The sequence below is a fragment of the Oceanobacillus massiliensis str. N'diop genome, from assembly GCF_000285495.1.
GTDB lineage: Bacteria > Bacillota > Bacilli > Bacillales > Amphibacillaceae > Oceanobacillus > Oceanobacillus massiliensis.
In genome coordinates, this window is sequence record NZ_HE610979.1 from 214,556 (window position 1) to 230,373 (window position 15,818).

At 44.2% G+C, this 15,818-nt stretch carries 15 protein-coding genes, 1 pseudogene and 1 riboswitch; of the genes and pseudogenes, 2 read left to right on the forward strand and 14 right to left on the reverse strand.

Annotation, left to right across the window (positions count from 1 at the left end; all coding sequences use genetic code 11):
• Window positions 1-306: hypothetical protein (locus OMHG_RS19125; protein ID WP_222704857.1), on the forward strand; the 306-nt coding region annotated here is incomplete at its 5' end.
• Window positions 307-413: 107 nt separating this feature from the next.
• Here the strand turns inward: OMHG_RS19125 and purD are convergent.
• The 14 genes from purD to OMHG_RS14710 form a co-directional block, all read right to left on the reverse strand.
• Entirely contained in the window at window positions 414-1,658 is a 1,245-nt protein-coding gene (gene purD / locus OMHG_RS14640; protein ID WP_010651645.1) for a phosphoribosylamine--glycine ligase, read from the reverse strand.
• A 98-nt stretch (window positions 1,659-1,756) separates the two neighbouring features.
• On the reverse strand, window positions 1,757-3,289 hold the full coding sequence (gene purH, locus OMHG_RS14645; RefSeq protein ID WP_010651646.1) for a bifunctional phosphoribosylaminoimidazolecarboxamide formyltransferase/IMP cyclohydrolase: 1,533 nt from the start codon (window positions 3,287-3,289) through the stop codon (window positions 1,757-1,759).
• Window positions 3,290-3,298: 9 nt separating this feature from the next.
• A complete protein-coding gene (gene purN, locus OMHG_RS14650; protein WP_010651647.1) occupies window positions 3,299-3,865 on the reverse strand; it encodes a phosphoribosylglycinamide formyltransferase in 567 nt (188 codons plus the stop codon).
• Window positions 3,862-4,881, reverse strand: a complete 1,020-nt coding sequence (gene purM, locus OMHG_RS14655; protein ID WP_010651648.1) for a phosphoribosylformylglycinamidine cyclo-ligase — start codon at window positions 4,879-4,881, stop codon at window positions 3,862-3,864. The genes purN and purM overlap by 4 nt, the downstream gene beginning before the upstream one ends.
• Window positions 4,882-4,955: 74 nt before the next feature.
• The gene (gene purF, locus OMHG_RS14660) at window positions 4,956-6,365 is read right to left on the reverse strand and encodes an amidophosphoribosyltransferase (protein ID WP_010651649.1); all 1,410 of its coding nucleotides are present in this window, start codon (window positions 6,363-6,365) and stop codon (window positions 4,956-4,958) included.
• Entirely contained in the window at window positions 6,341-8,569 is a 2,229-nt protein-coding gene (purL, locus tag OMHG_RS14665) for a phosphoribosylformylglycinamidine synthase subunit PurL (protein ID WP_010651650.1), read from the reverse strand. The genes purF and purL overlap by 25 nt, the downstream gene beginning before the upstream one ends.
• Window positions 8,553-9,236, reverse strand: coding sequence for a phosphoribosylformylglycinamidine synthase subunit PurQ (purQ, locus tag OMHG_RS14670; protein ID WP_010651651.1), 684 nt, complete (start codon window positions 9,234-9,236; stop codon window positions 8,553-8,555). The genes purL and purQ overlap by 17 nt, the downstream gene beginning before the upstream one ends.
• Window positions 9,233-9,484 (reverse strand): phosphoribosylformylglycinamidine synthase subunit PurS, encoded by a 252-nt coding sequence (gene purS / locus OMHG_RS14675; protein WP_010651652.1) that lies wholly within the window; start codon window positions 9,482-9,484, stop codon window positions 9,233-9,235. Before purS ends, purQ begins: the two co-directional genes overlap by 4 nt.
• Entirely contained in the window at window positions 9,481-10,194 is a 714-nt protein-coding gene (gene purC, locus OMHG_RS14680; protein WP_010651653.1) for a phosphoribosylaminoimidazolesuccinocarboxamide synthase, read from the reverse strand. The genes purS and purC overlap by 4 nt, the downstream gene beginning before the upstream one ends.
• Before the next feature lie 2 nt (window positions 10,195-10,196).
• Entirely contained in the window at window positions 10,197-11,501 is a 1,305-nt protein-coding gene (gene purB / locus OMHG_RS14685; RefSeq protein ID WP_010651654.1) for an adenylosuccinate lyase, read from the reverse strand.
• Window positions 11,495-12,628 carry a 5-(carboxyamino)imidazole ribonucleotide synthase gene (gene purK, locus OMHG_RS14690; protein ID WP_010651655.1) on the reverse strand — a complete coding sequence of 378 codons (1,134 nt, stop codon included), beginning with the start codon at window positions 12,626-12,628 and terminating at the stop codon, window positions 11,495-11,497. The genes purB and purK overlap by 7 nt, the downstream gene beginning before the upstream one ends.
• On the reverse strand, window positions 12,615-13,106 hold the full coding sequence (gene purE / locus OMHG_RS14695) for a 5-(carboxyamino)imidazole ribonucleotide mutase (RefSeq protein WP_010651656.1): 492 nt from the start codon (window positions 13,104-13,106) through the stop codon (window positions 12,615-12,617). Before purE ends, purK begins: the two co-directional genes overlap by 14 nt.
• A gap of 332 nt (window positions 13,107-13,438) precedes the next feature.
• A riboswitch (purine riboswitch) is annotated at window positions 13,439-13,540 on the reverse strand.
• A 292-nt stretch (window positions 13,541-13,832) separates the two neighbouring features.
• Window positions 13,833-14,453 carry a DUF2179 domain-containing protein gene (locus OMHG_RS14705; RefSeq protein WP_010651658.1) on the reverse strand — a complete coding sequence of 207 codons (621 nt, stop codon included), beginning with the start codon at window positions 14,451-14,453 and terminating at the stop codon, window positions 13,833-13,835.
• A gap of 163 nt (window positions 14,454-14,616) precedes the next feature.
• The gene (locus tag OMHG_RS14710; protein ID WP_010651659.1) at window positions 14,617-15,180 is read right to left on the reverse strand and encodes an MOSC domain-containing protein; all 564 of its coding nucleotides are present in this window, start codon (window positions 15,178-15,180) and stop codon (window positions 14,617-14,619) included.
• Between the two features lie 90 nt (window positions 15,181-15,270).
• Here OMHG_RS14710 and msrA point away from each other — a divergent pair.
• Window positions 15,271-15,793, forward strand: a pseudogene (gene msrA, locus OMHG_RS14715) (peptide-methionine (S)-S-oxide reductase MsrA).
• Window positions 15,794-15,818 lie beyond the last annotated feature (25 nt).

Genomic DNA, 15,818 nt, shown 5'->3' on the forward strand with positions numbered 1-15,818 from the left:
TTTTTTCCGCGCTCCCGCCTGTTTTTCCGCGGTTCCAAGCTTTTTTCCGCGATTCTCAGCTTTTTTCCGCGCTCCCGCCTGTTTTTCCGCGATTCCAAGCTTTTTTCCGCGGTTCCCAGCTTTTTTCCGCGGTTCTCAGCTTTTTTCCGCGCTCCCGCCTGTTTTTCCGCGGTTCTCGGCTTTTTTCCGCGGTTCCACCCATTATTCCGCGGTTCCGGGATTTATTCCGCGATTCCCAAGCCTTTTTCCGCGCTCCCGCCTGTTATTCCGCGGTTCTCAGCTTTTTTCCGCGGTTCCCTGCCATAATTCCGCGGTTCCACCCATAATTCCGCGGTTCCATCCATAATTCCTCGGTTCCCTGCCATTATCCCGTCACTCACTGCCTCTCCCACTAGCCGAGTACGCAATCCTATTTATCTGCCAATATCATTCCGATAGAAAAATCCGGATTGGTCTTTGGTATTTTTCAATAGTTGATAGATTGTATCTGTTGCTTGTTTCAATGTGTTTCCTTTGGCGCCTGTGAGCAGGACACGGCCTCCGTCTGACAGGAGGGATGTGCCATCCAGTTTTGTGCCGGCGTGTACAATGAATGTACTCTCTGTTTTATTGAATGCTGGTATTGGTATGCCCTTGTTATAGGAACCGGGGTATCCTTCTGCAGCAAGTACTACTCCTGCACATGACTGGTCTTCCCATTCCAGCTGAGGATTTTTCCCATTGAGTACGTCGGTAAATACCTGAACGAGATCATTTTTTAATAATGGCAGGATAACCTGTGTTTCAGGGTCTCCGAATCGTGTATTGAATTCGATAACTTTTGGACCTTCAGCAGTCATGATTAAACCCGCATAGAGTATGCCGGTGAAAGGTCGTCCTTCTTTCAGCATACCATCAGCAGTGGGCTTGAGAATATGCTCCATCGAGAATTGGAGATCTTCTTCTGTTACATCCGGTACCGGGGCAAATGCGCCCATGCCACCTGTGTTGGGGCCTTTGTCATGATCGAAAGCACGTTTATGGTCTCTTGCTGTTACCATTGGGAAGACTTGATTTTCATTGACAAATGCCATCAGTGAAAATTCTTTTCCTTCGAGAAATTCTTCGATGACAATGGTAGATCCTGCACCTGAAAATGCTTTAGATACGAGCATATCGTCCACTGCCTGAAGTGCTTCGGCTTTCGTTAATGCTACGATTACACCTTTGCCTGCAGCGAGTCCATCTGCTTTAATGACAATCGGTGCGCCTTTTTCCTCTATGTATGCCTTTGCCTGCTGAGCGTCTGAGAAAACTGCATAGGATGCGGTCGGTATGTCATATTGCTGCATAAATTCTTTTGCAAAGCTTTTACTTCCTTCGAGAATTGCCGCTTCCTTTGTTGGGGCAAATACAGGAAGCCCTTCTTCCTTAAACCGATTGGCGATCCCTGCATTCAGGGGATTTTCCGGTCCGATAACGGTTAGGTCAATCGATTTTTCCTTGGCGAAAACGACTAGTCCTTCGATATCCATTTCATCAATATCGATGCAGGCTGCCTGCTGCTGCATACCGCCATTTCCGGGTGCGGCATACAGATTGGTTACCTGTTTGCTCTCTGAAAGCTTCATTACTAAACTATGTTCTCTTCCTCCACGGCCAACTACTAAAACATTCACACAAAAAACTCCTTTTTAGAACACCAGGAAGCCGCCAAATGGTTACCACCAGCGGCGGCAGTAGCTAAAATTTGGCTGACTTCCCAGGATACTGTTTTTTAATGTTTGAAATGACGCATATTCGTATAGACCATCGTGATTCCATGCTGATCGCAGACGTCGATGGAATCCTGATCGCGCTTGGATCCACCTGGCTGGATGATTGCTGTAATTCCGGCCTCAGCTGCTGCCTCAACGGTATCAGGCATTGGGAAGAATGCATCGGAGGCCATGACGGCACCTTTTGCCTTTTCTCCTGCCTGTTTGATTGCAATATTGGCAGATCCGATGCGATTCATTTGGCCTGCCCCGACACCGATTGTCTGATTATCTTTTGCAAGTAAAATCGCATTTGATTTCACATGCTTTACAGCCTTCCAGGCAAAAAGAAGATTTTCCAGCTCTTCTTGTGTCGGTTGTCGTTTGGTTGCCACTTTCAAATCATCGGCAGAAACACTGCCGTGATCACTATCCTGTATCAGGACTCCTCCATTAACGGTAGTAAGCTTCTTCGTGACGGTTGCTCCTGCATGCAATTCCAGTTCAAGCAATCGAATGTTTTTCTTTCTTGTCAGGATTTCCAATGCTTCTTCATTGAAAGCAGGCGCTATGACGATTTCAAGAAATATTTCACTCAACTGGTTGGCGGTTGCAGCATCGATTTCCCTGTTGCAGGCCACGATTCCTCCAAAGATGGATATTGGGTCTGCGTCATATGCCCGTTCAAAGGCCCCTGCCAGTGTTTTGGATACACCAATGCCACAAGGATTCATATGTTTCACGGCAACTGCTGCCGGCGCTTTATATTCTGCCAAAATTTCCAATGCTGCATTTGCATCCTGAATATTGTTATAGGAAAGTTCTTTGCCGTGCAATTGTTTGGCGGTAGCCAGACTGTTGCCTTTAATGACTGGATTTTTATAAAATGCTGCCTGCTGGTGAGGATTTTCACCATAGCGCAGGTCCTGCACCTTTTCATATGTAACGGTATAGGTTTCCGGAAATGCTTCCCCTGTTTCTCCAAGAAAATAGCTTGCTATCATGGCATCATAATTGGCGGTATGGCGAAAGACCTTTGCCGCGAGGCTTTGGAGAAGCTCTATATCGAGACGGTCTTCCTGTACAGCATTTAATACTTTCTCATAATCGGATGGATCTACAATCACCGCAACATCTTCAAAGTTTTTAGCAGCGGAGCGCAGCATGGTGGGACCACCAATATCAATGTTTTCAATAATCTCCTCTTTGGATACGCCATCCTTTTCCAATGTTTGCTTAAATGGATATAGATTAACCGCAACAATATCAATTGGCGTAATATTGTTTTCTTCCATTTGTCTCATATGATCAGGATTGGAGCGTTTCCCCAGCAATCCTCCATGTATGAGAGGATGCAATGTTTTGACACGGCCGTCCATAATTTCCGGAAAACCAGTAATTTCATCGACAGCAGTAGCTTCGATGCCTGCATTGATTAATGCACGCAGTGTGCCTCCTGTTGAGATCACCTCATAGCCTGCTTCAACAAGACCTTTGGCAAATTCTTCAACATTACTTTTATCTGAAACACTGATCAGTGCTCTTTTGCTCATATATATCCCTCACTTTGATAGTATAAGTTGATTGATGACCCGTGGGTATAGTTCATGTTCCACTTGCTGAATACGTTCTTTCAGTGTTGCTTCTGTGTCCGTTTCCAGAACTTCAACCGTTTCCTGTGCAATAATTGGTCCAGTGTCTATTCCCTCATCTATGTAATGGACAGTAACTCCTGTAACAGCTGCCCCCGCTTTGAATGCCTGTCCAATTGCATCCTTTCCGGGGAATGCAGGAAGTAAGGATGGATGGATATTTATGATCTTCCCTTCAAATGCACGCAAAAAGGTGGGACCTGCAATCCGCATATAGCCCGCTAGAAAAATCCAGCTAACATTAGCATTGCGGAGCCGTTGTACAAGCTCTTGTTCATATGCTTCCTTGGATGAATACAATTTTGGGTCAAATACAAATGTTGGGACATTTTGCCTTTTTGCTTTTTCCAGAACACTTGCCCCTGGCTTATCACATACGAGAAGCACAATCTCACAGGATAGCTGATCCGCATCCATTATCGCCTGAAAATTGCTCCCTGTCCCAGAGGCAAAGACCGCTGCTTTCACCGTACTCATGATGTGAAATGCACTCCTTCTTTTTCCGTAACCATACCAATAACCGAGGGACTCTCCCCGTTTTCCTGCAGAATGGACAATGTGCTTTCAACATCTTCTTTAGAGACGACCAGTGCCATGCCGATACCCATATTGAAAACACCATACATATCTTGTTCCGGGATACTCCCCTTTTCCATGAGAAAATGGAATATTTCTGGAACATTCCAGCTGTTCTTATCCAGCTCTGCCCCTAATCCCTCTGGAAGCATACGTGGCAGATTTTCATAGAATCCGCCGCCGGTAACATGGGAAATGCCTTTTACATCTATTTCCTTCAACACTGCCGCTATCGGCTTGGCATAAATCTTAGTTGGAGTCATGAGGGTCTTTCCAAGTGTGTCTGAAAGGCCCTCATAGGTTTTCGACAAGTCCAGCCCTGAAATCACCTTTCGAACTAGCGAATAGCCGTTAGAGTGGATTCCGCTTGAGCTTAGGCCAATAATTGTATCCCCTGCTTCAATCGTCGCACCTGTTACAAGTTTGGATTTCTCTGCAATTCCAACGACAAACCCGGCAAGGTCGTACTCGTCCTCTTGGTACATGCCAGGCATCTCAGCAGTTTCACCACCAATGAGTGCCGCTCCTGCTGTTGCACAGCCATCCGCTATTCCAGAAATGATTTGCTCAATCATAGCAGGGTTATTTTTTCCGCAGGCGATATAATCCATAAAAAATAATGGTTGTGCTCCTTGGGCAACAATGTCATTTGCACACATGGCCACAAGATCGATTCCTACAGAGTCATGCTGATCCATTTCAAAGGCGAGCTTTAATTTGGTTCCTACTCCATCTGTGCCGGAAACCATAACCGGCTCTTTAAAGCTAAATCCAGAAAGATCAAATAGACCTGCGAAGGAACCAATTCCGCCAAGCACCTCTGGACGTGTGGTTTTCGCTATATGCTTTTTCATTCGTTCAACTGCTTCATAGCCTTTTTCTACATCTACTCCAGCATCTTTATATACATCTGACATGCTTGACACTTCCTCTTAGCGAATTATTTAAGAATTCGACAAGGAACTCCCTTGCCGCAAAACCTTTCTTTCCATTAGCAGCTTGTATAGTGGATTTCCGTTTCTCCATCTTCCATGACAGGATACCTTCCTGTCATGCATGCCATACAAACACCCTGATTGATGGTTTTATCCTTTACAATCGCTTCTTCCAGTCCCTTTTCAGATAAATAGGCAACACTATCTGCACCAATAACTTCACAAATTTCTTCAATAGTATTATTTGCAGCAATCAGTTCTTTTCTTGTAGACATGTCGATGCCATAGTAGCACGGATTCTTGATAGAAGGTGAAGCAATACGGACATGGACTTCTTTTGCACCGGCGTCTTTAAGCATTTGCACGATTCTTCTGCTCGTTGTACCACGGACAATGGAGTCATCGATCATGACGATGCGTTTTCCTTCGACAATCCCGCGGACAGGCGAGAGTTTCATCTTAACTCCCAGTTCCCGAAGCTCCTGGGAAGGCTGAATAAACGTTCTGCCAACATAGCGGTTTTTTATAATGCCCATTTCATATGGCAGTCCGCTCTCTTCGGCATATCCGATGGCTGCCGAAATACTGGAATCGGGTACACCGATTACAATATCTGCATCAACCGGGGATTCCTTTGCCAGTTCAATTCCCATACGTTTTCTTGACGCATGAATATTGACATAATTCACATCGCTGTCCGGCCTGGAAAGATAAACATATTCCATCGCACACATCTTGCGCCCATTGCGCGGGGCAAAACGGGTTGACTTGATTCCTTCATCGCCAATGGTGACAAGTTCTCCTGGTAAAACTTCCCGTTCAAATGTTGCGCCAATTTGATCGAATGCACATGTTTCGGATGCAACAACATAGGCATCCCCAATCTTGCCGATGGATAGAGGGCGAATACCAGCCGGATCAAGTGCGGCATACATTTTATCTTCTTTTAAAATCAGGTATGCATATGCACCGACAACCTGGTTAAGTGCTGCTGAGATGGTGTCCTCATCTGTTTCATTTCCGCTTCTTTTGATTAAATGTGCCAAAACCTCTGTATCGGATGATGTTTGTAAAATACTTCCCTCTGCTTCCAGTTCGCCGCGTAATTTATGTGCATTCATCAGATTACCGTTATGGGCTAGTGCCATGCCGCCTTTCTGGGATTGGAACAGTAAAGGCTGGACATTTTCAATTCCCCGTCCACCCTGTGTAGCATAGCGGACATGGCCGACAGCCACACGACCTGAAAGATCATCAAATTTGGCATGCTTGAATACGTCATTCACTAATCCCAAACCCTTGTGGCCCTTTAATTCATTTCCATCGCTTACAACAATTCCCGCACCTTCTTGACCGCGGTGCTGCATGGAATGCAACCCGTAATAGGTCAATTCAGCTGCCTTTTCATGCCCCCATATTCCAAACACACCACATTCTTCGTTTATGCCTTTGATTTCAGCAAGCATGGGATAGCTCCCCTCCATAATTTCTCCAGTTGTTTAGCATCATCCTGTATAACCTTCTTGCCGTTAACAGTTACTTGAAGCTTTCCATCATTTGTTACAGCACCAATTTGTTTGGCATCCTGGATTGTATTTTCAAATCGATCTTTATTCTCAGCTTTAACCGTAACAAGGAATCTTGATTGTGTTTCACTAAATAGCTCTACCGTAGCATTACCGTCCAGCTTCACATCGAGGCCAAGACCTTTGCTCGCAAATAGACTCTCCGCTAAAGCCACTCCGAGTCCGCCCTCTGCAAGATCATGTGCAGATTGGACCAATCCTGACTGAATGGCTTCCAGCAACTGTCTTTGCCGCTCGGCTTCTACTGACAAATCTATCATTGGTGCTTTGCCTTGATATCCGCCCTCGATAACATTCTGGAGTTCACTTCCGCCAAATTCTGCCTCCGTCTTTCCAATCAGATAGATTGCATCCCCGGCATTCTGGAATTGGCTTGGTGTTATATGATCCAATGATTCATGAAGTCCTACCATACCGACTACAGGTGTTGGATAGATCGATTTTCCTTTTGACTGATTATACAGAGAAACATTCCCGCTGATAACCGGTGTCCCTAGCGCCTCACATGCCTGGCTCATCCCTTCTACACTCTTCTCCATTTGCCAAAACACTTCGGGATTCGTCGGATTGCCGAAGTTCAGTCCATCTGTTAGCCCAAGCGGTCTCGCGCCAGAGCAGACTATATTGCGGGCGGCTTCTGCTACAGCAATTTTACCTCCTGTTTCCGGATCTAAATATATATAGCGGGAATTACAATCCGTCGTAATGGCAAGTGCCTTATCGTGTCCTTTAATCCTTACTACCGCAGAGTCAGATCCAGGTGCAACGACGGTATTCGTTTGGACCATCGAATCGTATTGATCGTAAACCCACTCTTTGCTTGCGATAGTAGGCTGTTGCAGCAATGTTTGCAGCATTTCGCTATGATTATTCACTTCCAGAAGCGGATATTCCATTTGCTGAAATTCTTTAAAATATGCCGCCTCCTGTGATGGCATGTGGAATACCGGTGCATCGTCAGCAAGGGAGTCAACTGGAATATCCGCTACTACTTCTCCATGATGTTTGATGCGGAACGCTTTCTCTTCAATTACCTTACCGACAGGCACTGCTTTCAGTCCATATTTTTCAAATATACCGATAATTTCCTGTTCACGGCCTTGTTTTACACATAACAGCATACGCTCCTGTGATTCCGATAGCATCATTTCGTATGCCGTCATATTCTGTTCACGCTGCGGGACTAGATCAAGATTCATTTCCATCCCTGTCCCGGCTTTACTTGCCATTTCACTTGCGGATGACGTCAGGCCGGCAGCACCCATATCCTGCATTCCAACCAATGCGTCAGAGTGAATGACCTCAAGGCAAGCTTCGATAAGGAGTTTTTCCATAAATGGATCCCCTACCTGGACAGCCGGACGGTCCTTGGCAGCATCTTCCCCTAAATCGTCAGAGGCAAATGTGGCACCGTGAATCCCATCGCGGCCTGTTGGCGGACCTGCATATAAAATGGTATTGCCAATCCCTGCTGCAATCCCTTTTTGGATTTCATCATGATTGATTAAACCAACACACATGGCATTAACTAGCGGATTATCTTCATAGCTGTCATCGAATTGCACCTCGCCACCGACAGTCGGAACACCGACACAGTTCCCATAACCTGCGATGCCGCCAACAACTTCTGAGAACAGATATTTCGTGCGCTCTGTTGTTAAGTTGCCGAAACGAAGTGAATTCATGGACGCGATTGGTCTTGCCCCCATTGAGAAAACATCACGGATGATTCCGCCAACACCTGTTGCAGCACCTTGATAAGGCTCCACTGCAGATGGGTGGTTATGACTTTCCACCTTAAATACAACCGCCTGATTATCTCCTATATCAATGATTCCAGCGCCCTCTCCAGGTCCCTGAAGCACATGGGGCGCATCAGTTGGAAACTTTTTCAATAGCGGCTTCGATGTTTTGTAGCTGCAATGCTCTGACCACATAACCGAAAAAATACCCGTTTCGGTAAAATTAGGGCGCCTTTTCATAATGTCCTTGATCATGCCATATTCCTGATCACTCAGGCCCATATCGCGATATAATTTATCTCTTTCTATCTGTTCTGGACTGATATCATGCGTTTGTAGCATAGGTGTCCCTCCAATTCTGGACGATCGACTGGAATAATCTCAGTCCGTCATCACTGCCGAGAAGTTTTTCGACCGCACGTTCAGGATGCGGCATCATACCAAGTACATTTCCTTGTTTATTGATAATGCCCGCAATATTTTCAACCGATCCATTTGGATTGTTCTGATAGGTAAATACAATTTGGTTATTTGCCTTTAAGTCTTTCAATGTTTCCTCATCACAGAAGTAATTTCCCTCTCCATGCGCAATCGGAAAACGGACGACCTCGCCTCTATTGAAACTCGCTGTAAATGGAGTGTGCTCATTTTCTACGATCAGTTCCTCCTGATGGCACATAAAAGATAATTTCTCATTACGCATTAGCGCACCTGGCAGCAGTCCTGCCTCCGTTAGTATCTGGAATCCATTACAAACGCCCAGCACCGGCTTTCCTTTAGCTGCATGTTCTTTTATCTGCTTCATGACATTGGAGGTTGCCGCTACAGCACCTGAACGTAAATAATCCCCGTAGGAAAAGCCACCTGGAATCAGGATGCCATCATATTGTTCCAGATTGCTGCCTTCATACCAGACAAGCTCGGCTTCAGCCTGTAATACATCTTTTACCGCATGGTACATGTCACGGTCACAATTCGATCCTGGAAAAACTACTACAGCGAATTTCACAAGCTTCCAGCCTCCTCCATATCAAACCGGTAATCTTCTATAACTGGATTTGCCAGCAGCTTATCGCACATTTCGGTAACACGTGCCTCCAGGTTGGGACCGTCTTCTACCTTCAGCTCAATATATTTTCCTACTCTTGTATCTTCAATTTCGTTATATCCAAGTGCGTTCAATGATTCCTGGATTGCCTTACCCTGCGGATCAAGAACACCTTGCTTCAATGTAATATAGACGGTTACCTTCCTCATGCTTTAGCCTCCAGCCGTTTTAAAATTTCCTCATAGACTTCAATCAAATCTCCCGTACCTTGACGGAAAACATCCTTATCTAACTTCTCTCCTGTTGCGGCATCCCATAATCGGCATGTGTCCGGAGAAATCTCATCCGATAAGATAATGCTCCCATCTGCCTTACGTCCAAATTCAAGCTTAAAATCTACCAATGTGATGGTAATAGATTGAAAGAGTTTCTTCAGCACCTCATTGATATCCAGTGCCTTTTCTTTAATGAACGTTATTTCCCCTGGAGTAGCATTGGTTAAATATAGAGCGTGCTCATCATTAATCAGCGGATCGCCGAGCTCATCATTTTTATAAAAGAATTCGATAATCGGGTTTTCAAACTGGGTTTTCTCTTCAATGCCAAGCCGCTTCGTAATACTGCCGGAAGCGACATTTCGAACAACTACTTCCAATGGAATGATTTCTGTCTGATAAACAAGCTGCTCTGTCTCATTCAAGCTCTCAATGAAGTGACTTTCAATACCCTGGCCGCTTAAAGCTGAGAAAATAAGTGCCGATATCTTATTGTTGAGTCTGCCTTTTCCCTCGAAAGAGTCTTTCTTGCCTCCATTAAACGCTGTCGCATCATTCTTATACGAGAGGACCAATTGTCCGTTCTTTCCCTCTGCCTGATAAACTTTCTTCGCCTTTCCTTCATATAAAAGCTCGGATTTCATCGTTATTCCCCTTCCGCTAATCCGATTCGATTGAAAATAACATCCACATTTTTCAAATGGTATGTGTAATCAAAGCAGTCCTCAATTTCTTCCCGTGTCAGCTTTTCAGAAATCACTTCATCAGCTTCAACCAGCTTCCTGAAATGTGTTTCCGTTTCCCATGCCTGCATTGCTTTTGGCTGGACGATGTCATAGGCCGCTTCACGCGCCATTCCTTTATCAATTAATTTAAGCAGTACACGCTGAGAGAAAATAACTCCATGTGTTTTATCGATATTGCGTTTCATATTTTCAGGAAATACAGTCAGGTTTTTTACAATGTTGCCAAAGCGGTTAAGCATATAATTCAATGCTATTGTTGCATCAGGCAGTATCACACGTTCTGCTGATGAATGGGAGATATCCCGCTCATGCCAAAGCGATACATTCTCATAGGCAGTAAGCATATAGCCTCGTATTACACGCGCCATTCCAGTCATGTTCTCTGAACCGATTGGATTACGTTTATGCGGCATTGCTGAAGAACCTTTTTGGCCTTTGGCAAACCGTTCCTCTACTTCACGTGTCTCTGTTTTTTGCAGGCCGCGAATCTCCGTTGCAAATTTTTCGACCGACGTTGCGATTAATGCCAATGCAGACATATATGCCGCATGACGATCCCGCTGCAATGTCTGTGTCGAAACCGGTGCTGGTGATGAACCGAGTTTTTCACATACATATTGCTCAATAAATGGGTCGATATTTGCGTATGTACCCACCGCACCCGACATTTTTCCGAATTCGATATTTTTGGCAGCTGCCTCAAACCGTTCCAGATTACGTTTCATTTCTTCATACCAGAGCGCCATCTTCAAACCAAAGGTCGTTGGCTCTGCATGAACGCCATGGGTACGGCCCATCATGACTGTATGCTTATGTTCAATTGCTTTATCCTTCAAAATTTCGATGAAGTTATGCAAATCCTTGCGAATGATTTCATTTGCCTGTTTGATCAGGTAGGATAAGGCGGTATCGACTACATCCGTCGAAGTCAATCCATAATGGATCCATTTCCGTTCTTCGCCCAGTGTTTCGGAGACGGCTCTTGTAAAGGCAACAACATCATGGCGTGTTTCCTCTTCGATTTCGTAAATACGCTGTATATCAAAAGATGCCTTTTCTCTAATCTTCTTAACATCTTCTGCAGGAATTACGCCCAATTCACTCCATGCTTCACATGCAAGGATTTCCACCTCAAGCCATGCTTTGAATTTATTTTCTTCCGTCCAGATGTTTCCCATTTCTTCTCTTGTGTAACGTGCTAACATTGTGTTGCCTCCTTGAAGTTCTTTATCTGTTTTTGTAATGCTGCTTCGTTTTCTGCTATGAATGTGATATGTCCCATTTTCCGTTTTTCTTTCGGTTCTGCCTTTCCATATAAATGCACAAAGCCAACTTCTGTTTCGGCCATTGCCTGTAAGGTGCTTTCCAGATCCTCTCCCAAAACATTAATCATAACGGCTGGCATCAGCAAATGAATATCGGTTAAAGGCAGACCGCAGATGGCACGGATGTGCTGGGTAAACTGGGAGACATTGCATGCCTCGATCGTGTAATGACCGGAATTATGCGGTCTTGGAGCCATTTCATTCAAATAAATGTCCTCATCCCTTACAAACATTTCAATGGCAAAGGTTCCGACGATATCCATTTTATCGGCAAGGGTCCGGGCTGCTTCATATGCTTTATGTTGAATCCCATTACTAATCATAGCTGGTGCGGTGGTCCGGTACAATATATGATTCCGATGTTCGTTTTCAGCAATCGGAAAGAAGGTGATTTCCCCTGTACGCGACCTTGTGAATACAACTGAGATTTCTTTATCAAATGGTATCCATTGTTCGATTATGCAGTAGTTATGTTTTGCTGCAAAGTCTATCGCCTGTTCCATATCAGAGCTTGAATTTAATTTGATTTGCCCTTTTCCATCATACCCGCCGCGGCAGGTTTTAATAACAGCCGGGAATGTAAACCCCTGTAATGCTACCCTGCATTCTTCTGCACTTTTCACAATCGCAAATCGCGGAACAGGAAGCTTGGCATCCTTCATCAATTGTTTTTCTTTCTCGCGGTTTTGTGTAATCTCAAGTGCATATGCACCTTGGGGCAGTTTTCCTTTTGCCGCTATATAGGCAGCAGCGTTAAGATCAACATTTTCAAATTCATAGGTGATTACATCACTGATTGCCGTCAATTCTTTGATTGCATCCATATCATCATAGGCCGCCGTCAATTGAATGTCCGCAACCTGTCCAGCAGGGCAATTAGGTGTCGGGTCGAGTACAGCTATCTTATAGCCCATATATCTGGCGGAGATTGCCATCATTCTGCCAAGCTGTCCGCCTCCAATGATTCCAATTGTTTGCGGTGGAAGAATGTTATTATTTTTCTGCAAGATCTTCCCTCATTTCCGTTACATTGGCTTTCAACATTTTACGATGATCCTCAAGCGCTAAAGCGATTTCTGGATCAAATGCCCCAATCATCTGTGCAGCGAGAATACCAGCATTCTTGGCACCGGCCTTCCCAATAGCAACGGTTGCTGTCGGAACACCTCCAGGCATCTGGACAATGGATAATAAGGAATCCAGACCATTTAATGCCTTACTTTGAACCGGCACTCCAATTACGGGCAATGTTGTCTGCGAGGCGACCATGCCAGGCAGATGTGCCGCTCCCCCCGCTCCAGCAATGATGACTTTCAACCCGCGATCTCGCGCTGTTTTCGCATAGGTAAACATATCATCGGGTGTACGATGTGCGGATATAACATCTTTTTCATAAGAAATATTCAATTCCTCAAGCACTTGACACGTATGTTCCATGGTACTCCAATCGGAAATGCTCCCCATTATAACCCCAACCTGTGCCATTAAATCCCTCTTTCTCTGTCGATTTATGAATGAATTCCCATTAAAAAAGCCTATTCGTCTCCCCCATGTTGAGAGAAGATGAATAGACTTCATTTATCAATATAAATTAAAGTCGGAGTTCAACTAGTTAAATGACCTCGCAGCTAAAGCTAAAGAGCACGAACTTTTCCGAAGCGGATCTGTTTCGAAAGATGCGCACAAGCTGCGCTTCCTATATCTTGCCGCAAGCCGGAATGTTGTACATTTCCAGCAATGAAAAAGCAGGCGAATCCGAAGTGTCATTTAAACGGACTTTTTCGAACATCCTTTTTATAGTAATCATTGCTCTTACGCAATGATTCATCCTCCCTCATAGTCCAGGCATTTACGGTGCCGGGTAGAAACTTCTGAGCCATATTCTCAGGAAATATATGAGGTGTCGTATTTATTTGTCGAAATAAGCATAACAAATCAATAGCAAAAAATCAATAAACAACGAACGATTTGTTGCTTTCTTTAATTATTGTTCGGGTTTTCAGCGATATAAAGATTTACAGGGGTCCTTAACCTCCGAAAAAATTCTAAATAATATCTGTCTCTGTGGAAATGAGGTGAGATTGCCAGTTTATGCCTGGGTGTATTGCAGATTTATTTTAGATTTTCAGAGCCTGGATAATTCACGCTGCCAAGATTATTAAAAATGAGCATATCCCAAATGGATATGCTCACCGCTTACTTCTATTAAATTCATCTGTTGTCCGGCTTTGATTCCGGTGCAACTGCAGAATCTGGAGTTGCTTTTTTATCGGCTGCATGCTTTTTCTTAGGATGCATCAGTCTTCCTTTACGTACATGCTTCACCCAAAATCCGCCATGAATCTGTTTCGGTTCATAGGAAATGATAAATGCCTTCGGATCGATTTCCTTTATCATCTCATACAGCCGCAATTCATATTTCCTTGGCGTCAAAATCTGCATGGACAGACGATCTCCATCCATTCCATAGGAAGACCAGCTCGTAACTCCGTATCCCTTTTCCCGTATCTTTTTCGTGAAATTCAAATCCGGATTCGCGGATACAACATTCACAGTGATATAACCTAGGGCAAGCTTTTCTTCTATCAGGGTTCCTACGATTACTCCTGTACCAAAACCTATAGCGTAGGCCACAAGGTTCTGAATTTCGTTTAAGTTATCCAATACAAGTCCAAGCCCCACCACATATATAACGACTTCAAACATGCTTACAAATGCAGCTATATACCTTCGTCCCTTTAGCGTAAGTATCATACGTACTGTCGATAAGGATACATATACTACATTGATCACAAAGATGATTGTCACCATAATGATTGCATTTTCCAGCAAAAATACCCCTCCTAAATTGTCTATCCTATAAGCATACAACAATTGAATCCGGGTTGGAAATAATCCATAAAGCCCAAACGGCAATTCCCAGATTTAATAATTATTCCCTCTTTTCATTATTACAATCGAAATAAAGATAAAGGCCGCTCTTTTATAGGAAAGTTTAATAGCCCCGCAGTCTTTTTCTTAACGTACGTTTCCAAATTCCCCCGAGATGCTGACAGGAATATAAATCTTCAGCAGCCTTTAAGTCATCCTTCTGTAAAAACATTATTTCTATACAAGCCGCTACCGACCATTGGGGATTAGGACGCTCCAGCAGAACAAGATCCTTCTCTTGCTGTATCTCCCCTTCCCTTAATACCCGAAAGTACCAGCCAGTATGCAGTCCATTCTGCAATTGCTTTGTACTAACAGGCCCAGGCTGTGAAACCTGAATAATCGCTTCTCCCATCTGAAACGTATCACCGATGAATACTGTAAATTCATCCATTTCCAGGACAGCGAAATTTTCTCCCCTCTTCCCAATGCTATCCGTCGATAATCCGGTTTCCCCGTCCTGATTCGCATAATGTTTGATTGGATATGCAAAAATCGCCTTGTCGAGCAGATCGGCATTTTGTTCACTATACGCTGTCTCCCCCAGAAAACCGTGCTTTTTTAGCGGAAAGGGATTGTGTCTTTCTGTATCGTTGGTATATATTTTATGTACATACGGTTCTTGCATCATGTCACCTGCTTTATATTATGGTATATTATCTTTATTCTACTAGAAATTCATATTTTTTATAATAATTAGGAACTGGAGGAAATAACAATGACTATTCAGAAGGCAACGTTTGCCGGGGGCTGTTTCTGGTGTATGGTGAAACCATTCGATCAATGGGATGGCGTCCATAGCGTTATTTCCGGTTATACTGGCGGACATATTGAAAACCCATCCTATGAGCTCGTGAAACAAGGGGATTCAGGACATTATGAGGCAGTGGAAATTACGTATGATCCAGAAAAAATTTCATATGACACCATTATTGATCTCTACTGGAAACAGATTGACCCGACAGATGATGGTGGTCAGTTCCAAGATCGGGGCGACCAATACCGTACAGCCATTTTTTATCATAACGAGGACCAGAGGATTCTGGCAGAAGCATCGAAACAGGAGCTCGCTGACAGCGGGAAATTTTCCAAACCGATTGTTACGGAAATTCTTCCGGCCGATGTGTTCTATCCTGCAGAGGACTATCATCAGGATTTTTTATAAGAAAAGCAAGAACGAATACGAAGAGGATCGTGCGGCATCCGGCAGGGATGAGTTTATCGATTCCGTCTGGAAATAACCTTTATAACGATTTTCTGTAACAA